Below are 21,061 nucleotides of genomic sequence, written 5' to 3'. Positions count from 1 at the left end.
CCGGCTTGCGAATGCAAGTCGGTCTTCTCTGTGTGAATGATTACAATTATATATCAATGACTTGTGTGATAAGATTAGCTTATCACGATCATCAAAAGCTTGTATTATACAGGTTGAATATCTGCCCATAGATCACTGCCTCGAAGGCAGGTTACCCCCTGATCTGCCTTCATCCAATTTTTGGGAAATGAAAGGCAGCACAATGATTAATCCTCGCAACAGTTACGTCGGCTGCAGACGGTGAGACCATCTCAGCAGCAGCAGGTGTCACCAGCACGGTTGATGGCGCACCAGTCGTCGTTGTCGCCAACAATGCGGTGACCGTGGACAATGCGGGCACGCTGGCCACCACAGGTGTGACGCAAACGATCCAGGTTAACCAAGGCACAACCGGCGCCGTGATCAATAATGCTGCGACTGGCCGGCTCGAAGCCGCATCGCGCGTTGTTAATTTCGACGGAAGCGACGCGACGCTTAACAATGATGGTGTGATCCTCGGCACTGGCAGCCAGCGCAATGGCGCCGTCTATGGCAATCGCACATCGAACAATATCACCATCAACAACTCGGCCACTGGCAGCATCGATGCAGGCGTTGAAGGCGCTGGCGTTGCGATCGAAGTTGGCGGCGGTGGAGCGCCTCGCGGCGGGGCGATCAACAACGCGGGCACTATCCAAGGCCGCGGCCAGGCCTCACCAATGGGCGGGACCGCTGGCGACGGCATCCGTTTCTTTGGCCCGGGGCTTGCGCCTGATTATATCTATGAAGGTGACATCACCAATTCCGGCGTGATCAATTCCGAGAGCACACAGGGAACGGTTGCGGGCATTCGTTTTGCCAATCGTATCGGTTTCCAGGGTACCCTTACCAATGAAGTAGGCGGTGAAATTTCCGGTGCCCAGAATGGTCTCTATTTCGGCAATGATGCAGATCACACCGGCGGTGTGGTTGATAACGTTGGCACGATTAGCTCTGGCAGTCGGGCACTGAACATTGATGGCATTGGTCTGACCGTGAACAATAGCGGTTCGATCCTTGGCACCGGCAATCAGCGTAACGGCACCGTCTATGCGGATAGCACTGCGCAGGATTTTGCTCTGAACAATCTGGCGGGCGGCGTTATTGATGCCGGTGCTGGGCTGGAAGGTGCAGGCTTCTCGGTTGAGCTGGCCTCTGCTGCAACCGGCGGCAACGCCTTTACCATCACCAATGATGGCACGATCCAGGGGCGCGGCAACGCTGCTGCTGGTGCAACTGGCGCTGGCGATGGCCTACGCTTTGAGCGGACCCGCGTGGCTGGCATGCTGGATGGCACCACCGATGGCCTGTTTGTTGGCAATATCACCAACACTGGCACGATCGACAGCGAAGCGGCCAACGGCACGACTGCGGGCATCCGCTTCGTCAATGGTGTTAGCTTTGAAGGCAAGCTGGATAACTCGGGCACGATCTCGGGCGTTCAAAACGGTCTTTACTTCGGCAACCCGACGCCTGCTGGCGGGGGCGACTTTAGCAATGCTATCGTCAACAACTCTGGCACGATCTCATCGGGCAGCCGGGCGTTGAACATTGATGGCATTGGTCTGACCGTGAACAATAGCGGTTCGATCCTTGGCACCGGCAATCAGCGCAATGGCACCGTCTATGCGGACGGGACGGCCAACAGCTTCACTATCAACAATGATGGTGTGATTGACGCGGTTGTTGGCGGCTCTGGTGTCTCACTACAGCTGGGCGCAGCCGACGGCGACACACGTACGTTCAGCCTGACCAACTCAGGTTCGATTGATGGACGCGGCGCGGCACTGCCAAGTGGTGACAGCTCTGGTGTTCGTCTGTTCTCTAGCGTTAACGGCGTCTCAGTCGGCGGTGACATCACCAACACCGGCACAATTTCTTCGGAAACAGGAGCTGGCCTGTTGATCGAGAATGTCGATTTCGCAGGAACTGTAACCAACTCTGGTACGATTACTGGCGCAGTAAACGCGGTTGATGCTTCAGCGGCGCTGGGTGCACTGAACTTCGTCCAGAATGGCGGCGCACTGAATGGCAACTTTGTTGGATCAGCTTTTGCTGACACGCTCAGCATTGGTGCGGGTGACTTTGCACTGACAGGCGATGTCCTGAGCAGTGTCGCGGTCACCACTGATGCGGCAAGTATCGTAACTGTCCAAGGTCAGCGGTCGATCGAAGGCAGCCTGACAGCGAACGGCACTCTTGCTTTCGATCTGGGTGCTGATGCGCTCGCGGTCGATGGTGACACAGTGCTGGGTGCTGGCAGCACCATCAACATCTCGACCAACCAAGTCGGTGTTGCTGATATTGGCCAAATCATCGACGTGATCACCGAAACCGGTGCTTTCACCGACAATGGCACCACCGTGAACGTACTCGATGCTGACTTCCTGGTCGACTTTACCGTCAACCTTGGTTCTGTATCAGTGTCGCTCGCGGCGGCTGATCTTGGCGCGGTTTCAGCCGATGCGAATATCAACAGCTTCGGCGGTGCAATCACTTCAGCCACGGCGAACAATCGTCTGCCAGCAGCAGTCTTTGATGCTCTGAATGCGGTGACGTCTGCGAGCGAGTTCGAAGCCGCGTCACTGGCCCTCCTTCCTGCCATCAACGATGGCGTGACCCGCGAAATCTACGAAACCCAACGTTTCGCAAGCTCGCTGTTGGAAGGACGCCTGGCTGGTGAGGAAACTGGACTGTGGGGCCAAGCGTTCTACCGTTCGGCGGACCGTGATGGCTCTAGCATCAGCTCACAAGGATACGATGCTGACGCAATCGGCTTCACTCTCGGTCTCGACCGCAAGTTGAGCGACACGACCACTGTCGGTGTATTGTTCAACTATGCTGACATCGATGTGGATGCGAACGGCACGGCGAACGCACAAAGCGAAATCAGCGCCTTCCAACTGGGCGGTTATGCTGGGTTCGATCTGGGCAATGCCTTCGTGAATGCAGAGCTCGGCTATTCATTCAGCTCGGTTGACAACAGCCGCGGTGCCTTCGGCGCTCAAATCTTCGGAGAGAGCGATGTCGATGGTATCTATGGTAGCGTGAATGCAGGGTATGACATTGATGCTGGTGGCGTGGTGATCACTCCGAACGGTGGTCTGCGCTATTCAGAGCTGTCGCGTGATACCTTCACCGAAACCGGCGGACTTGGTCTGACCTTGGACAGCGAAAGCGCCGAGTTCTTCGAAGCGCGCCTTGGTGTGAAGGTTGCCGGAGCATCTGAAACGGGTGTTATCCCATTCGCAAGCATCGATTATGCTTACGACCTGAGCAGCGATCCATTGGCGGTCAATGCATCGTTCAATGGCGGCGCTGACAGCTTCGTACTGGTCGCTGACGAAGCTTCGGAATCGCGCTTCGATATCGGTGCAGGATTGGACTTCGTAAACGAAAACGGTGTGTCAATCGGTGCAGAATACCGCGGCCGTTTCGCTTCGGGCTATCAATCACACTCTGGCGGCGTTCGCGTTCGCTTCGAGTTCTAATCCCAAATTGACCTGGGCTGTCTAGGTCGATGGGGGAGCCAGCCGGTGCCATGTGCATCGGCTGGTTTTTCTTTGGACGCAGGTAAGGCTTGGCGCGCAGCCTATGGCTGTATCTGGGTGATGACTAAGGTGCAGATTCTCGTTGTCCGATCTGCGCTGATCCTTGCCAAAACTCCATCAATCAGAGACAAGTTCGTTTTAGTCTGGCAGCCTCGTCACCGCGTACTGCAAGTAGGATCAGTAGAGGTTGTTTGAGACACTAAGGGAGGCACTCCATGACGGTCGAACTTGAGCATCCAATGAAAGCGGATGCCACGCCTGATGAAATTGCGCGTGGCCGGTTCACATCCGGAATGCGCAGCCTGATCCTCAATGATCTCGCAGCCGATATGCGCTCTGCTTATGATCGGCGCGCAGCCCCTGCCTTTAAGAAGAAACATGGCCATGAGCCGGAAACGAGCCGCGAGGCGCACCAAGCCTTGCGCGGAGATCTGGCCTTTAACATCTATTCGGCGATGCGCGTGCAGGCGCAAAAGATGGTTTGGACAAGCGTTATCGACGGTGTCGAGCGCGAAAGTGAGCGGTTGGCAGCCGAGGCTGAGAAGGCCCTGGATGCGCCAGGTTCAGTGTCTTTAGATCCCAATCTAGAGGTGCCCAAGAATGTCCACGCTATCGACGTGCACCTGATGCCCGATAGCTATACGCGAGGAAGTGACAGCTTAGAGGCAGGTGCTGTCTATGATCGCGGCCTCGCAGTGTTTTCGATGGGTCTGATGGGCGCAAACTTAGATGATATTGGTTTGTCGATGAGCCAATACGTGAAGCAGCGATTTCCTGATTTTGTGCCGGAACGGATCCTCGATACTGGCTGCACGATTGGTCACAACACCCTGCCGTGGAAGCAGGCATATCCCGACGCTGAAGTGATCGGGATTGATGCTGCGCCTGGCCCGCTTACCTATGGCAGCGCGCGTGCCAAGATGCAGGGGCAGGACATTGCCTTCCACCAGATGTGCGCGGATGATTTAGCGTTCGAGGACGAAAGCTTCGATGTCGTATGGTCGAGTATGTTCTTGCACGAATTGTCGAAGAAGCAGCGTGCCAAGGCGTTCAATGAAGCCTACCGCGTGCTCAAATCAGGTGGATTGATGATCCATATGGAGTTGCCGCCAAACGAGCAGATGGGGGCCTTTGATGGCTTCTACCTGGACTGGGATAGCTATTACAACAACGAACCTTACTACAAAGGGTATCGTGATGAAGTGCCCGGCGAATTGTGTGCCCGCGCGGGTTTTGAAGAGCACGCGTTCTTTGAGTTTGTTGTGCCCTCGATTGGCATTTACGGCGAGCAGGCCGTGGCGGATGCCGCCCGTGGTGATCGGTCTGAAGGCGTTGGGCAAGAGACGACAGGCCGCTTGGCCGAAGGTGTGATGTGGTATGGGTTTGGAGCATTCAAGAAGTGAATGAGGACGAAATGAGCGACGCGGCTCTCCGCCCTGAAGATGGCCCGCCGAACCTTTATGACGACCAGGGTAATCCGCGCTTTTTCGCCGACCCTGCAATGGATCGTTTTGTTGCGGTAGTTATGAACCTCGCGCAGGAAACGTGGGTACAAGAAGAGCGCCTACTTGCCCTCGAAGATGCAAAGCTGGGCGAAGCGGGCGGCCGCCCTAAATTTGACCGAGAAGAGAAGGCGAAAGAGTTTATCGACCGCGTTTTTGCACCTATCCGTGGGGCTTGAGCCTTTCATGCTGACGCCGTGGGCTAGGCTAAATTCAGCGCTGATAGAAGCGTGATATGATTCATAAGCCGGCAGCTAAATTGACTAGTCCATTTCATATGCTGGCCCGTCGTTCGAGGTCATTCGGACTGCGGTGCAGATGTATTTCCCGTCCTGCTTTCGCTTTGGAATGTTGTGTATGTTTTAGCCTAGCACGCGATGGGCCTCACGCATGAAACTGTCTGGTTTCGGTGGAACAAGTTTGGGCCGCAGTTCGCAACCGATAGCCAATGGCACAGTAAACCAACGGCCAAATTGCACGACTGGCTAGCCGTCTAGATAATGGGACTTGCCCCTGGGCATCAGCTCCCTTTTTCTCAAAAGCATTCGTTTGGACGGATCGGTGCGCATGAAGGGCTTCGATTTGCGGTTCCTGGCTGCGTGAATGAAACAATGCGTTGACAAGCTTCATACTCCATTAGATGCTAATGCAAGTGACTCGCATTCGCGATTCGCTATGGAGGAACATCACTTGTCATCATCCCGCTTCAGTTATGCTGCCCGCGCAGCATGCTCTGCAATCGCTATTATGTCCGCCTGCGCGGCGCAGGCTTCGGAAGAAGCCGCAGAAGATCAGCAAACCGACCAAAACACCATCACAGTCACGGCTACGCGGGCGCCGGTAACAATCGCTGACGCGCCCGCAACCGTGACGGTTATTGATGCTGAACAGATTGCGGATGAGCTGGTCACCGACATTCGCGACCTGGTGCGCTTCGAGCCTGGAGTGACTGTTCGCCGTGCACCGGCCCGCTTTGGCGCAGCGCTCGGCACAACTGGCCGCGCTGGTAATGAGGATTTCAATATTCGCGGTATCGGCGGCAACCGCGTGCTCATTCAAGTTGATGGCATCCGTACGCCGCAAGGCTTTGCGTTCGGCGCACAGAGCGTGGGGCGGGACAGCGCTAGCGATCTTGGCCTGATCAAGTCAGTTGAGATACTACGCGGACCTGCGTCTGCATTTTACGGCAGTGATGGGTTGGCAGGAGCGATCAGCTTCACGACTTCGGACCCCGAAGATTTTATTGATGACGGCAATCGCATCGGCGGCTTTATGCGTGCACAATATGGCTCCGCCGACAATGAATTCGCTGGCACGTCTGCCATTGCGGGCAGTGTCGGAAATTTCTCTGCGTTGCTTGCCTATTCGCGCCGCGACTTCGAGGAATTGGACAATCAAGCGAGCATCGGCGGCGAAGGCCCTACGCGCACGCTGCCTAATCCGCAGGATAGCGAGTCCAACGCATTGCTCGGCAAACTGGTGTGGAGCGATGGCGGCCATCGCATCCGTCTGACTGGCGAGTATCTTGAACGCGAAGTGTTTTCCGATGTGCTGACCGGGCGCGGCCCGGTGTTTCTGTTTGGACCGACCCCCAGCTGGATTGTCGATGACTTAACTGCGCTCGATACAACCGAGCGCACCCGCGTTTCAGCCGATTGGACATGGACCGCTGGTGAGGCTGGTACCAGCTTCATCGACTATGTTCATCTCGCGGCGTATTGGCAGGATGGCGAAGATCGCCAGTTTGCGGATGAAGATCGCTCGCCGACCGGCGCAACACCGCGTCCTGATCGTGAACGGCTCAACACCTTTGAGAACCGCGTCTATGGAGGCGTCGTAGACTTCCGTTCGAGCTTTGAAACCGGTGGGGTCTCGCATACACTGTCCTATGGCGGCGACATTAGCTTCACCCGGCAAGAAGGCCTGCGCGACGGAGTGGTCCCTCCATTTGGAGAGAGCTTTCCGAGCAGAGCATTCCCAGTCACTGACTTCACATTGGGAGGTATCTTCGTTGGCGATGCGATAGAGATCGCTGGTGGTACGTTCACGCTATACCCGGCTGTGCGGTTCGACTTTTATGACCTCGACCCAGCTGATGATCCGCTTTTGCCGACCTTTACAGCCACGGGTCAGGACGGCTCGAAGCTATCGCCAAAAATCGGAGCGGTGCTGAAGCTGGGCGGGGGCGATGTCCGCTTGTTTGCGAATTACGCGCGCGGTTTTCGGGCGCCAACGCCAAGCCAGGTCAACAACTTCTTTGAAAATCTGGCCTTTGGCTACACCTCTGCGCCCAACCCAGATCTCGAACCAGAAACCAGCGAAACGTTGGAGGGCGGTGTGCGCTACGGCACGGATGCGATCGATTTGTCGCTCACCGGCTTTATCGCTGATTATGACAACTTCATCAGCCAGGAACAGGTCAGCGGTACGTTCACTCCGTTTGATCCAGCGGTGTTTCAATTCATCAACCTCGACAGCGTGAAGGTTCACGGTGTGGAAGCACGGGCCAGTTACCAAGCCGAAAACGGTTTTCGCGCCCGTTTTGCAATCGCCTATGCCGATGGTGAAGTTAGGTCGCCCGGCGCACCCATCGCCGCACTCTCAACCATAGATCCGCTCAATGCAGTGTTCGGCATCGGCTACCGTGATCCAGACCGCCGGTTCGGCGGCGAGCTAATCGTGACTTACAATGCGCGTAAAGAGGCGAACGAAACCGTCGGCGTTTGTAGTGATGCCTGCTTTCGCCCGGCCGAATTCGCGATTCTTGATGCGACAGCATTCTATCGCTTCAACGACATGTTCACGCTCAGAGCTGGTCTCTTCAACATCACGGATGAAACTTATTCCTATTGGAGCGATGTTCGCGGCCTCACCGAAACGTCCGACATCACCGAGGCCTTCACCCAGCCTGGCCGCAATTTCAGCGTCTCGCTTAGCGCCACCTTTTGACCTTTGGAGAATGAACCCATGAAACTTCCAAACCTAATTGGCAGCGCTGTCTGCGCCATCGCTCTCGCCGCCAGTCCAGCGCTCGCCGACGCTCCAATTGGCCAGCGCACCGCCGCACAAGAAAGCGCCTCTTTCGAGGCGGACCGTGCCGATATTCTGGCAATGGCGGGCGATTTCAAGGTCACTTTCGACATGAAAGAAACCACGCCATGGCGCGAAGACTATGAGCCGATTGATGCCAAAATCTCTGGCGGGCACGAAAGCGTGCGGGTAATCGAGGATACGGGCCGCAAGATCGTGCTGCAGCACCTGCTGGTAGTCGGGCCGGAAGCGAATCCGTTTGTTATCAAGCATTGGCGGCAAGATTGGGAATATGAGCCCCAGCAGATCCTGACGTACAACAGCACGGGCAAATGGTTGCTCGAAGATGTGCCCGAGCCCATGCGTGCCGGCCGTTGGTCGCAAACAGTGTATCAGGTTGATGACAGCCCGCGCTATGCTGGCTGGGGCCAGTGGGAAACCACCAATGGCGTGCGCCGCTGGCGTTCCAATTGGACGGTACGGCCACTCGCGCGGCGCGATGCCACGCGCAGCCCTGAATATGACCACTACCAGTCGATCAACCGTCATCAGCCTTTTCCTGGCGGCTGGATTCACTGGCAGGACAACACCAAGATGAAGTGGGTCGATGGTAAAGCAGTGCCTTATGTACAGGAGAGTGTGCTTAACACTTATGTCGCGTTTGACGGCTATCCGGCCCAAGCCGCTGACGCATACTGGACAGCAACTGAAGAGTACTGGGCGGTGGTTCGAGCAGAATGGGACAAGGCGATTGCAAGCGGCAATGGCGTGACCGTCGAAGAAGAGGCAAACACAGGTACTGTGATCAGTGGCCGTTTGCTTGAGATGGGTACGCAAATCCAGACCGGGGAGATGGAACAAGTGGCTGCTATTGCTGAGGCTCAGACTTTGATCCGTACTGCCGTCGCTGCCCCGGCGACCGCGATGGCTAGTGCAGATGCGAAGGATGCTGGGTACTGAGTAGGAGAAAGCAAGTTGCTCGGTCCACTACCACTCCAGCTTGCAGGCCACTCTTTGCCCCAAGGTATCGAACCGTATTCTCGGCCTTGGCGTGGTTGGCGCGTAACGCGCTTATGCCACTTTCAGAGCAGAGACGTCATCATCCTCAGAACCGTCATGCGCCACCGGCTCAGGGCGTCCAAAGTGGAAGCCCTGGAAGCAAGAGCAACCGAGCGCAAGCATCGCTTCAGCTTGCTCTTCTTGCTCGATACCTTCTGCCGTCACATCAATCTCCAGCGAGCGCGCCAACGAGACGATAGCGGTCACAACCGCTTGGCTCTTGCGCGAACCAGCTGCCGCAGCTTGCACAAAATCGCGGTCAATCTTGATCATCGAGAAGTTCATTTTCTCGATGTAGTTGAGCGATGAATAACCGCGGCCAAAATCATCCAGTGCAAACGACACGCCAAGCTCTCGCAGGCTCTTGAGCTGAGCTTCAAGCTCGTCGTCCATTTCAAGCAGGATTGTTTCAGTGAGCTCCAGCAACAGGCGATTTGGAGCAAGGCCGCTCGAAGCCAGCGCATCGACCACGGTTGCGAGGAACGCGCCGGTCGTAAGCTGCAAGGATGAGACATTGACGGTAAGTTTGACATGCTCCGGCCAGTTTACGGCCTCTGCGCATGCGGACCGCAGCATCCACGCACCGAGCTGTTCTATCAGCAGCGCTTCTTCAGCGATGGGGATGAACACGCTTGGCGGGACGATGCCTCGTTCGGGGTGGTTCCAGCGCATCAAGGCTTCATGGCCCATCACTTCGCGGTTCGAACCACTGATGATTGGTTGGTAAGAAATCGACAGCTGGCCGTTCTCAAGCGCAGCCGAGAGATCGTTTTCAAGGTCAGAGCGATCTTCGAGGCGATCACGCATGCTCTTCGCATAGGACACGTGGGTACCGCGGCCGCGGTGCTTGGCCTCGTAGAGAGCAAGGTCAGCATTGGTCATCAACACACTGTCGGAGACGCCGCCGGTGATTGACGTCAGGCCAATCGATGCGCCAACTGCGAGTTCGAAATCGCCAACCTGGTAAAGCTCGCCAACTTGCTCGATGAGCTTATCAGCAACCTTGGCGGCTTCTTCAATGCTGGTTGATGGCCGCAGGAACAGGCCAAATTCATCGCCGCCCAAACGGCCGATAACGGCATCCGGCCCAGCAGCAATGCGGAAACGCTCTGCCACTTTTGCCAGCAGTTTGTCGCCGACCGCGTGACCGTACACGTCGTTCACCTGCTTAAATCGATCAAGGTCGATCAGCATCAGAACGCCTTGCTCGCCTGTTTCTGCGCAGGTTTGAGAGACGCTTTCAAGCTGGCTGCGGAAGTGATCGCGCGAGAATAGCCCGGTCAGGCTGTCATGCTGGGTCACATAGGTAAGCTTCTCATTCGCGGCGCTAATCGCGGCCCGGCTGCGGTTCACTGTACGCAGGATCAGGAGAGCGACAACGAAGGCAGCGATGACGAGGCCGATGACGGCTGAGAGCAAGTACACTTGGTTCTGCGCACTGGTCAGACGGGCTTCGTTCGCTTCTTTTTCTGCCGACAGCTTCGAAATGCGCAGCTCTCTGTTTTCTGCATCGAAGCGAGCACCAAGTAGGGCATTGTTCGCGACAGCGGAGAGATCCTGTGCCTGGCCCTCAATCCGGTGGAATGCGGCCAAGTGATCGGCGGCGAGCTTGTACTCTCCGCGCGCAGAATAAATCTTGTGGGCGGCATCGTGAAAATCTCGGAACAGAGGCGAGGTCGCATCCAGTTTCTGACGGTCAAATGCGCGGCCGATGTATTCACCGGCGCGGTTCAGGTCACCGCGGTTGAGTTCGATTTGTGCGCGCACACCATATAGGAATGGACGCCATTCCGGCGCTTGGTCGTATGCGATGCGTAGGCCGCGCGCCGCCGTGTCTTCCGCAGCGGCATATTGACCGTTCAGATATTGGGTCGATGCGATATTGGTCAGGATCCGAGCTTCTAGCAGCGGGCTCGACATTTTCCCCGCCACCGATAGCGCCTGACGAAATTCGTCCTCGGCCTCTTCCAACCGATCGAGCTGCTTCAGCGCGTTGCCGGTGTTGTTGTGCGCTGAGAGGGCGAGGGCGTTGTCTTCAGGATAGGCCTCGCCCGCCTGGCGGTAATAGCCGAGCATGCGCTCATAATCTCGCGCATCAGAATAGAGCGAACCGATATTTTGCAGCACAATCGCGCGGCTGCGGTTTTCGCCCAGAGCTTTGTAGCGCTCATCCGCTTCGAGGAAGAACGAGAGAGCTTCGCCATATTCAGCCTGTCGAGCCTTATAAGAGGCTTGCGAACGCAACAGATCAGCGTGCAGTTTGTCGCCAGGGAAGCTTTCAGCCACTTCGTTCAATGCCGATGCGATGATTGTTTGCGCTTCGTCGCCGCGATTGAGCCGCATCAGGGCTTCGCCTTCGAGCCATTGCGCGATCAGGCGTGACTTGGTCTCAGCTTGAGTGTCGCCTGAAACGAGATCTTTGGCTTCACGGGCGAGTTTAAGCGCCTGCGCAGAATCGCCCATCATCAGGGACTTTGCCTCAGCAATCGTGTCTTCGAATGCGCCAGCGGGGGCAGGAGCAGTCGCCGCGGCGGACACCGGCATAGAGACCGCTAATGCAGCCGCAAGCAGTGCGGTCCATCCTTTGATCAGTCTGCTCATGTCAGTCCCCTGTTTCCCCATTCCGCCTTGATAGATACCTTCAAGGTCGGACTATTTGCCGTTTCGGATTAGAATCGTAGGCCGACACTCGCACCAAGCACGTAGCTGCGGCGGTCATCGCCATCGCCATCGCTGATGTAGCGACCGAACAATCCTAACTCCGAAGACTTGCTTAGCGGCGTTGCGTAAACAATTTCCCCTGTCATGCGGCGTTTTGTTTCAATACCGATAGATTGGGTCACAAAACCCAATTCGCCGGTCTCACGATCAACAACCTGTTCTGAGGTAAATTCAAGCTGCCCAGATTCCACTGTTAGCGGCTGGCCGACTGAGACGCGCAACACATCATTGCTGCCCATCAGGCCGCGCTTGTTCATCGTGATCTGGCCAGCGGTGCTGGTGATACGATTGCTATTCGCGAACAATTGGCCGCCAGCAGTATCGGTGCCCGCTCCGGTTGCCGACAGGTCGAATGAAAAGCCCTGGCCAACATTGACGGTCGCAGAAATGGTCACAGCGTCCGTTCTTGAACCATTGCCGAGGAATTCGTCAGAGGATGTTTGCACACCCAACAGCGCATCATCTTCACGCAGATTGGTCCATTGAATGTTGAGCGAGACATTGTCTGTCACCTTCTGCTCAACGCCAAGGGTCATGGCACGCGCCTCGCGCGCGCCAAGGTTACGCTGAATTTCACGCTGCAGTTCCGACACACCCGAGATATCTTGCCAATCTTCGCGTTCCTCGCTGAAACCAGCAGTGATGGTGGTCGAAGGCGTTGGCTTGAAGCTTGCAGAACCAAAGACTTCACCCGATGCAAGACCCAAAATAGGGTTCACACCGCCAACATCCTGATCGTGATCACTGATCAAGCCGAAACGTTGTCCGGTCAGCGAAAGCGCGCCTTGGCCATGACCCACGGTGAAAGAGAACTTGCCGCTGGGATCAGTCAGGCTGGCTGCGGTGTGGACAGGATCAATGGCACCTTCATCAGTCAGACGCGGTGCGATCATATCATATTGCAGGCTCCACTCGCCCCGAGTTGGAGCAACGGCAGAAGTGATCTGGGTCACGCCAACTTTGCCGTTACCATTCTTGTCTGTGCCTTTGCTGAGAAGCCATTTCTCAAACCGGCCTCTGATGAAGTCCTGGAAACGCTGCTCACCGCGGCCAAGCACATCTGTGGTCCCGCCGTATGTGAGTGACGATACCGGGATGGCAAAGTCACGGTATGTGTTACCGATCTTTTCGATCGCTGTGATGAATGCCCCATCAGTTTCCCAGTGCCCTGGGATTCCCGCTCCAAGCAGCTCGCTGACCGAAGTGGTGACCGCGACAGTGGATTTGCCATTTCCGCGATGAGATTTGAATGTCAAAGCATTGAAATCGAGCGGCGATTGCGACGCTGCAACGTCCAGCAACCCATGGCCATATACTTCGTCCACTCCAGGTGCGCCCAGATCGCGCGCAGAACGGAAGATGATCTCTGCCGTTTCTTCAGGATTGCGTGCAAGCCAAGTCCAGCGATCATGCAGCAGAGAAATGGCACCTGATACCAGAGGGGCAGCAAAAGACGTGCCTGAACGGCGGACCACGCCGCCTGCGCCATCCGATACAAGGATCAACTCGCCCGGTGCGACAATCGTACGATTGTAAAGCTCATTGCCGGCTTCACATACGCCCCTGTCGAGCAGACAGGCGCTGCCCGGACGGTTGGAGAAGCTGGAAATTTCACCATTCAGACCAAGCGAACCTACCAGAATAAAGGTTGTGTCGCTGGAATAATCCCAATCAATATCAGCCGTTTGCGTAATGCCATCATTGCCAGCGGCGACAACATATGTCGTCTCATTATTGTACCGCCTCAGATGATTACTGTTCAATACATCAGCCAGGCCTTGCGAGACCGCCCAACCACTCTCGCCCAGCGACAGGTTCACGACACTGACATAGCCTGTGTCGTTACCGCCAACATATGCGAGTAGCAGTTCTTCAATACCCTGCTGCACTCCGGCCCAAGTCGCGGTGTTATCGGCATCAAATGGATTGTATGTTGCGAGCTGTGCCTGTGGCGCGATGCCCAAAATACCTTCGCCATCATGCGCAGCGGCAATCAGGCTGGCAACGCCTGCGCCATGGCCATTGACCGATGTTGCGCCGCCGCCCGACCAGGCAATGTTATCAGCAAGGTCAGAATCGGCGCTAAAGCTGCCGTCGACCACGCCGATAACGGCCTGCCTCCCTGAACCTTGAATTTGCGTAACTGAGGGGGTCCAGTTGATCGTATTCATCCAGTGATCAACATGATCGATCCCGGAATAGCCCATCAGGCTGTCGTGCCAATCGAGGAAGAATGCGGCGCGATCATTGGCTGATTTGCCAGCGAGCGAAACCCGGTCGTTCAGGTCAACGCCGTGACGCGCGAGAACCTCTGTGACGAAATCATCACGGAAAGAGCGGCCAGTTTCGGCTTCATAGGCTGCACCAAACTGAGCTTCGGCTTGGTCGATGAGCGTGCCAAGCGCATTGAGGATGCGGTTCGGGGTGCCATCATAGACAGGCGTGAATTGGCCGTTGCTTTCGGTGTATCTGAGGCTGCCCCAGACTTCATCGGCAGCGGCCATTTGAGCGCCACTCTCAGCCCAGAAATCACCCAGCAGTTTCAGGTTGGTCGCATCAAATGCGCCGATATCGCCATAGAATGCGTCAATATCACCCCAAAACGCGCCAATGTCGCCGTAGAAGGGGCTGATGTCGCCGTAGAAGGGGCTGATGTCGCCGTAGAAGGCATCGATGTCGCCATAGAACGGGTTAATATCACCGTAGAACGCGCCAATGTCGCCGTAGAATGCGCCAATGTCGCCATAGAAGGGATTAATGTCGCCGTAGAATGGGTCGATGCTGCGCAGCGTCACACGGCCTGTGTTTGCGCTGAGGTCGGTATTAACGGTTGGAGCGGCTGGCGTGCGAACAGTGTTGATGGCCGCGTTGATTGGGGTCGCGGTGACAACATTGCCGGTGGCTTGATCTGATGACCAAGCGACGAATGCTGGCGAGCTAAGGATATCTTCCTGCACCGTCTTAGCATTCAGTGGTAACAGGCGATGCGTGTTAGCCGACAGTTCATTAGCAAGAACGAGGTCTCTTTCATCCAAAATAGGAAGTTCTTCGACCGTTTGATCTTGCGCATAGGCAGGGGCTGCGAGCGATGCCGCTATCGCAATTCCAGCAACTCCTGATGCAAACTTGTTAGCCATTCTGTTCATCCAATCAATCATTCGGCGTGCAGGGACGCCTTCGTGTTGCATGGACTACAGAGGGTCAGTTGGACTTGGATTGATGTGAATGGTTAAAATATTAAGAAGTCTGAAGACCATCGACGGCGCTGCGATTGACGGCTGAAATCAGCAAAGTGGCACAGCTGCTGCGTCGCAGCAGTAAATTTTGAGTAAATGGGGCCTTCAACAGGCGCAATCAGGAAAAATTAGCCTGCTTTAAGTTTAATGCCAAACCGTCTCAATGTTGCTTAGAACGAATCGCAAAAGCGGTTTGCAAAGCATCCAAATTTGTCACTGAGATCGGTTGGCTCGGCTGTCTACACGCGGTCCGAGGTGGCGCGTTAGAGAGCTTGTAGAGGCCTTATCCAGCACGCACGCGGGTCAGAAACGCCTGTACATGTTCTTTCAGGCTGCCAGCCTGTTCCTCAAGGTCGGTGGCACTGGTCAGCACTTGGCCGGCGGCGGTCCCGGTTGAGAGTGACAATTCGCGCACATCGGAAATGTGGACTGACACCTGATCGGTTCCTCGTGCAGCCATATCGATGCTTCGGGCGAGGTCCTGCCCAGCGACCGATTGCTGATCAACGGCGCTGGCGATTGAGATCGCTGTGCTTTCCAGATCGCGAACCTGGCCGGCAATCGCGCGCAGAGCATTGACGCTTGCGCCGGTTGTATCCTGCATGGCGCTGATCTGCGCGGCGACTTCTTCAGTCGCACGGCTGGTTTGCATCGCCAGTTCTTTCACTTCGCTAGCAACCACGGCAAAGCCGCGTCCTGCCTCGCCGCCGCGCGCAGCCTCAATCGAGGCGTTCAGCGCAAGCAGATTGGTGCGTTGAGCAATAGTCTGGATCAGTTCAACCACTTGGCCAACTTGTTCCGCAGAGGCTGAGAGTTCCGAGATGGTCGTATCTGCTTCGTTGGTGGCATCGGTTGCCAGACGAGCGAGCTCGCTTGAAGAGGTCGCTTGACGGCTGATCTCGCCAATTGACATGGCAAACTCGTCGCTTGCTGCTGCCGCAGCGGTCGCGCCGGAATTGGCTTCTTTCATGCTTTGTGCAACCTCGCTAGTGCGCTGGCTCGATTGTTCAGCGGAAGAGGCCATATTGGTTGCGGTGACTTGCAATTGGCTCGATGCGGCGGCCACGCCTTGGACAACATCGCCTACTGTTTGCTCGAATTGCTTGGCGAGCTCATTGAGCATTTCCGCTTTGCGCTTCTCGTTCTCATCGCGCTCTTGCTCGCGCTCTTTTTGCTCTTGGATCTGTTCTTCAGCGCGCTTTGCTCGCTCGCGAGCCCAGATTTCCATTTGGCGGTTGGCTCGTTTGAACAGCTCCAACGATTTCGCCATGTCGCCGATTTCATCGCCGCGGCCATGACCGCGTATCTCGAAATTGGGATCACCCTTGGCCAAGCGGTTCATGCCTTCTGTAATGTCTGAAATGCTGTGGCCAATGCCGAACGACATGTAACGCAGGCCGAGCAGCAGGATGAGTGTCGCGAAGAAGCCAAGCGCAGCGACGATCCCGACCATGGCGAAGAAATAGTCGACACCTCGTTCGCGCACTTGCTCGCCGTAGACAGAAAGGTCGATTGCGAAAGTCCGTGAGTCTGCAAACAAAGTATCGCCTTGGTTTGATAGCTCGTAAGACAGTGCAATGGATGCTTCGCTGCGACCCTCTCGCTCCAAGCTATCTCGCAGATTGTTGAATGTGGCATTGTACGCAACAAGATCGGTCTGAATTTGCGTCAGTCGATCGCTCATTTGCGGAACTTGCGCCGAGACGATGCCTTCGATCTGGTTAACCTGTGCTTGAGCCGCCTCGTAACTGTCGCGCTGCCGCTCTAGCGCTATGTCTTCGCCGCCGAAGATGTAGCGAACAGAATTGTAGCGTAGCTCTCCAGTGGTGCCGCGCAGATCAACCGATGCGAGGACCGCATTGTTGATTTCATTATTGGTCTGGGTGCGCTGCCACAGCTCGGTCAGCCCGAGACCGAGGACGAGGGTCATCGCGAAGCAAACCGCAAAGAATGTGCCGAATATTGCCTTGATCTTGCCAGCGATCCGCAAATTGCGAAACCACTTAATTCGGTCGAGAAAACTCTTGTTCGTTTGATCAGTAGACTGGTCGAGATCCGCAATTTCAGCAGCGATCTCTTTTTCCATTTTGCGCGCAAATTCAGGCATTGCGAGCCGTCCGAGCTCTTCCTGCTGCGTCGTAATGTTCATTTCGGAATATCCCAACTCAGGTCGTCGTCTAAGAAAATTCCTGAACGAAAATCCTTTATAAATCCTTCATTAGAATGTTAGGATTGTCATTATTTATATTTGAAGTGAATTTCTTGATATTGGATATAATAAATATGCAGTATCAATAATTGAATTTTATTATTGATAATTATGCCGCGGTTTCGTCGCTAAGCTCAGCTGCGCATCCAGCCTCTCCAGTCGGTGAGGTAAGCAATCCTGCAATTTCACCAGCGGGCATGGCCTTGTAATAGAGCCAGCCTTGGATTTGATCGCAACCGGCCGTGCGAACCAAATCAGCCTGAGCTGTTGTTTCTACACCCTCAGCAGTCACTTCCATCTTAAGAGCGCGCGCCACAGCGATACTGGAGAGCATCATCGCCCGGCTGCCTTCATCATCACCGGCTTGGACCACAAGGCTACGGTCGAGCTTCAGCTTCTCAAACCGGAACTGGCGCAAGAAACCAATTGACGCGTAACCTGTGCCGAAATCGTCTAGTGCCACATTGACGCCAAAGCCGCGAATGACATCGAGCGTGCGCTCCGCCACGATTGGGTCGAGCACGAGGCAGGTTTCTGTGATTTCAAGCTCGAGACGCTGCGGCGGGAAGCCGCTTTCTTCGAGAATTTGCCCCAATTGGACCGGGAACTCGGGATTACGTAATTGAGCCGCTGATATGTTCACAGACAACTTGATTTCGTCCCACGACAAGGCATCGGTTACGGCCTGACGCAGAACCCAAAGACCGATTGCATTGATCAGGCCGGATTCCTCAGCAACCGGGATGAACACATTTGGACCTATGTTTTCTCCGTCCGGACGGTTCCAGCGCAAGAGTGATTCAACCGCCACGATCGTGCCGTCATCCGCATCCACCAACGGTTGATAGGCCAGTGCAAATTCACCCTCTGCAAGAGCCTTACGGAGGCCCTCATCGAGTTCACGTACGGCTTCGCGGCGACGGTCAAAGTTCTCGTTAAACCAAGTGCAACGCATCTTGCCGCCGCGCTTTGACATGAACATAGCGACGTCGCTGCGGCGCATGAGTTCCGAAGATTCGACCGGCTCATCACCCGTGCAGCGGGCCAGGCCAACGCTCGCTCCAACGGGAATTCGGCGTTCGCCGATCGCCAGTGGTTTGGCCAATTGTTCCAGGACGGTGCGCGACATGCCTTCCAGAATGGTTCCCGCGACTTCGCCGACCATTAGAATTGCAAATTCATCGCCGCTCAAACGATAGCAGCGCGCCTCTGGCTCACTAGCGGATCGCAGAATGTCGGAGCATTTCTGGATTAACTGATCACCGACGGAATGGCCAAAATGATCGTTGACCTGCTTGAAGCTATCCAAGTCGATAATGGCGACTGCTACCTCGGTTGGCGTGCGCAGAGCATTGTCGATATCTTGGTGTAAAGCGCGCCGATTGGGCAGTTGGCTTAGCGTGTCGGTTGTGGTCATTGCCTCCAGCTCGCGGGCCTGCATTAGGCCAAGGCGGCTGAGCAAGAAGATGGTTGCAGCGTAGACGAGGATCCCAGCAATCAAAAGGCTGGAGGGAGAGCGAAACTCGATCTCGTCGCTCATGATGACGATGAGAGAGATGGCGCCAAAGATCAGTGACAAAATTACGAATGGTGCGACGACCATCGTAGACGGCGTGAGCCGTAAAGTTGTCAATTTGTTTAGCACCAAAATTTCCCCGTATTGCGCTCTATGGCGCTTTTTTTGCGAATGTCGTTGCTAAGGGGAATTAGCTAAAGAAGCGTAAATTGCGTTTTATTGAAGTTATTGAAAAATAACATTTTTATCATGAGCCATTCGTGAAATTGTAGCTGCTGAACGAATTTGTCGGCGCACTTTGACGATGTGAGCAAAGAGTGATCTATCCGATTGCGGCCATGCGTGTGGCTTGAGTAGTAGCATAGACCGGACTGTAAATGCTGGCGCGGCCTGAAATCGGCGCAAAGGCATCTGTCTGCCCAACCACAGTCTCCCCAGCGCCGAGCATCAAGAATCCATCGGGTGCCAGCGCGCTGCGCAAACGCTCAAAGGCTGCCTGGCGTGTGACAGGGTCAAAATACAGCAGCACATTGCGGCACAAGACCAAGTCAAATTTCTGGCGGCTAGGCGGTTCTTTGAGCACATTGTGTTGTTGAAAACGGGTGTAGGCCAAGACGTCGTCGTGAAGCTGCCAACCGGTGGTGGTTTCATCAAAATGGCGCAGCATCTGCGCGACGCTAAGGCCACGCTGCACTTCGAACTGAGTGTAGCTGCCGCTGCGAGCGGTGGCGATGGCACTGTGCGAAATATCTGTTCCCAGAATTTCGATTGTCCAGCCGTGCCAACGCGCTGCTTGCTCAGCAAACATCATTGCGATTGAGTGCACTTCTTGCCCAGTTGAACAGCCGGCGCTCCAAATCGAGAGGCGCTTGGCTGCTGCGCGTTTTTCGGCGAGCTCTGGTAGAACATTGTCTGGTAGCTGATCGAAAGTTGGCTTGTCGCGATAGAAATAGGTTTCGTTGTTGAGCAGTGCCTCGACCACGCTTTGGCCGAGGCTTTCCTGCCCCTGATCTGCCAATAGGCAAACCAACTGGTCGATATTGCTAATGCCATGCTCGCGGAACACACCGGATAGAGCCGTGCCAACTCGCCATCGGCGGCTTTCGGTCAGGTGTTGCCCAGTATGCGAGGCCAAGAGATCCGCGATAATCTGGTGGGATGCTTCGCTTACTTCCATGCTGCAGCATCCGCGCGCGCCGGGCCAGCAAGAGCGATCATCGCCTCACGCAAATCCTCAGGTGTTCCGACCAGACTGGCGAGGCCGGCCTTTGTTACCGCGCCTGGCATACCCCAGACAGCGCTGGTGTCGGCGTTCTGAGCAAAAACAACGCCGCCGTTGTTGTAAAGTGCCTCGGCGCCTTGCGCACCGTCGCGGCCCATGCCCGATAAGATAATCGCCAAGGCTTGACCGCCGCACACTTCGGCAATGCTTTCCAACATCGGGTCGACAGACGGCATACATCCACTGCGCGCAGGCGCATTCGATGTTTTGGTGATCAAGCGGTCACCACTGCGACGCAGCGTCATGTGGCCATGCCCCGGCGCGACAGCGATTTCCCCAGGCGTGATGACGGTGCCTTCTTCAGCGACCATCGTCTTGCGCCCGCATGCGACTTCGATTTGGCGGGCAAAGACTGGGATAAAAGACGCTGGTAGATGTTGAGTGACCAGGATTGGCAGGTCGAAGCTCGGCGGCAAATCGCGCAGCAGCAGATTGAGCGCATGGATGCCGCCGGTCGATGCGCCAATGGCCAGCAACTCTGGGCGTTTCTTCGCTGGAGCAATTGCGCGCTTCGCTGGCTTTTTGGCTGTCGCCTTTGGAGCCGCGTCATTGCTTTTGCCTTCATGGCTGCCCAGCGCTCTGATTTTGCCGAGCAATTGCTCGCGATATTCTTCGTTGAAGCCGCCGGGGCGCGGTTTTAGCATTGTGTCGGCTGCGCCCATGGAAAGAGCGGCCATTGTGTGTTCTGCGCCGTCTTGCGTCAGCGAAGATACGACCAAGACTTGTGTATCTTTTGCGGTCTTGAGAATTTCGGGCAGGGCATCCAGCCCACCCATTCCTGGCATTTCCAGGTCGAGCAGAATTACATCGGCATGTGTGGTTTTAAGCTCTGCGATCGCGCGTTCTGCACTGCTCGCTGTGCCAGCGATCGACATCGCCTGGTCACTTTCAACCATTCGCTTGAAAACGGTGCGAACCGTAAGCGAGATCGTCGACA

At 55.7% G+C, this 21,061-nt stretch carries 11 protein-coding genes; 5 read left to right on the top strand and 6 right to left on the bottom strand.

What is annotated here, in order from left to right; genetic code table 11:
* Window positions 1–317 precede the first annotated feature (317 nt).
* The 5 genes from AC0V6O_RS12695 to AC0V6O_RS12675 all read left to right on the top strand — a co-directional run bounded on the left by AC0V6O_RS12695 (window position 318) and on the right by AC0V6O_RS12675 (window position 9,061).
* Window positions 318–3,509, top strand: coding sequence for an autotransporter outer membrane beta-barrel domain-containing protein (locus tag AC0V6O_RS12695; RefSeq protein ID WP_486144520.1), 3,192 nt, complete (start codon window positions 318–320; stop codon window positions 3,507–3,509).
* A gap of 275 nt (window positions 3,510–3,784) precedes the next feature.
* On the top strand, window positions 3,785–4,972 hold the full coding sequence (locus AC0V6O_RS12690; protein ID WP_486144518.1) for a class I SAM-dependent methyltransferase: 1,188 nt from the start codon (window positions 3,785–3,787) through the stop codon (window positions 4,970–4,972).
* Between the two features lie 11 nt (window positions 4,973–4,983).
* Window positions 4,984–5,250 carry a hypothetical protein gene (locus tag AC0V6O_RS12685; RefSeq protein WP_486144516.1) on the top strand — a complete coding sequence of 89 codons (267 nt, stop codon included), beginning with the start codon at window positions 4,984–4,986 and terminating at the stop codon, window positions 5,248–5,250.
* 511 nt (window positions 5,251–5,761) lie between these two features.
* Entirely contained in the window at window positions 5,762–8,020 is a 2,259-nt protein-coding gene (locus tag AC0V6O_RS12680) for a TonB-dependent hemoglobin/transferrin/lactoferrin family receptor (RefSeq protein ID WP_486144514.1), read from the top strand.
* 18 nt (window positions 8,021–8,038) lie between these two features.
* Complete coding sequence (locus AC0V6O_RS12675; protein ID WP_486144512.1) at window positions 8,039–9,061, top strand: DUF6607 family protein; 1,023 nt, start codon at window positions 8,039–8,041, stop codon at window positions 9,059–9,061.
* Window positions 9,062–9,172: 111 nt separating this feature from the next.
* Here the strand turns inward: AC0V6O_RS12675 and AC0V6O_RS12670 are convergent, their stop codons facing one another.
* The 6 genes from AC0V6O_RS12670 to cheB all read right to left on the bottom strand — a co-directional run bounded on the left by AC0V6O_RS12670 (window position 9,173) and on the right by cheB (window position 21,020).
* Window positions 9,173–11,761 carry an EAL domain-containing protein gene (locus AC0V6O_RS12670; RefSeq protein ID WP_486144510.1) on the bottom strand — a complete coding sequence of 863 codons (2,589 nt, stop codon included), beginning with the start codon at window positions 11,759–11,761 and terminating at the stop codon, window positions 9,173–9,175.
* A 68-nt stretch (window positions 11,762–11,829) separates the two neighbouring features.
* Window positions 11,830–15,018 (bottom strand): S8 family peptidase, encoded by a 3,189-nt coding sequence (locus AC0V6O_RS12665; protein ID WP_486144508.1) that lies wholly within the window; start codon window positions 15,016–15,018, stop codon window positions 11,830–11,832.
* Between the two features lie 382 nt (window positions 15,019–15,400).
* Complete coding sequence (locus AC0V6O_RS12660) at window positions 15,401–17,266, bottom strand: methyl-accepting chemotaxis protein (RefSeq protein ID WP_486144506.1); 1,866 nt, start codon at window positions 17,264–17,266, stop codon at window positions 15,401–15,403.
* Window positions 17,267–17,435: 169 nt separating this feature from the next.
* The gene (locus tag AC0V6O_RS12655) at window positions 17,436–18,866 is read right to left on the bottom strand and encodes a putative bifunctional diguanylate cyclase/phosphodiesterase (protein WP_486144504.1); all 1,431 of its coding nucleotides are present in this window, start codon (window positions 18,864–18,866) and stop codon (window positions 17,436–17,438) included.
* Window positions 18,867–19,164: 298 nt separating this feature from the next.
* Window positions 19,165–20,019, bottom strand: coding sequence for a CheR family methyltransferase (locus AC0V6O_RS12650; protein ID WP_486144502.1), 855 nt, complete (start codon window positions 20,017–20,019; stop codon window positions 19,165–19,167).
* On the bottom strand, window positions 20,010–21,020 hold the full coding sequence (gene cheB, locus AC0V6O_RS12645; protein ID WP_486144500.1) for a chemotaxis-specific protein-glutamate methyltransferase CheB: 1,011 nt from the start codon (window positions 21,018–21,020) through the stop codon (window positions 20,010–20,012). The genes AC0V6O_RS12650 and cheB overlap by 10 nt, the downstream gene beginning before the upstream one ends.
* Window positions 21,021–21,061: the final 41 nt, after the last annotated feature.

This window comes from Erythrobacter sp. JB2-19 (assembly GCF_057365005.1).
The sequence above is the reverse complement of the archived record's forward strand: the minus strand, read 5'-3'. Positions and strand labels throughout refer to the sequence as shown.

Bases quoted from the DNA above. Each gene is read 5' to 3' on its own strand.
- AC0V6O_RS12690 (WP_486144518.1), top strand. From the start codon at position 3,785: ATGACGGTCGAACTTGAGCATCCAATGAAAGCGGATGCCACGCCTGAT.
- AC0V6O_RS12685 (WP_486144516.1), top strand. From the start codon at position 4,984: ATGAGCGACGCGGCTCTCCGCCCTGAAGATGGCCCGCCGAACCTTTAT.
- AC0V6O_RS12675 (WP_486144512.1), top strand. From the start codon at position 8,039: ATGAAACTTCCAAACCTAATTGGCAGCGCTGTCTGCGCCATCGCTCTC.
- AC0V6O_RS12670 (WP_486144510.1), bottom strand. From the start codon at position 11,761: ATGAGCAGACTGATCAAAGGATGGACCGCACTGCTTGCGGCTGCATTA.
- AC0V6O_RS12665 (WP_486144508.1), bottom strand. From the start codon at position 15,018: ATGGCTAACAAGTTTGCATCAGGAGTTGCTGGAATTGCGATAGCGGCA.
- AC0V6O_RS12660 (WP_486144506.1), bottom strand. From the start codon at position 17,266: ATGAACATTACGACGCAGCAGGAAGAGCTCGGACGGCTCGCAATGCCT.
- AC0V6O_RS12655 (WP_486144504.1), bottom strand. From the start codon at position 18,866: ATGAGCGACGAGATCGAGTTTCGCTCTCCCTCCAGCCTTTTGATTGCT.
- AC0V6O_RS12650 (WP_486144502.1), bottom strand. From the start codon at position 20,019: ATGGAAGTAAGCGAAGCATCCCACCAGATTATCGCGGATCTCTTGGCC.
- cheB (WP_486144500.1), bottom strand. From the start codon at position 21,020: ATGGTTGAAAGTGACCAGGCGATGTCGATCGCTGGCACAGCGAGCAGT.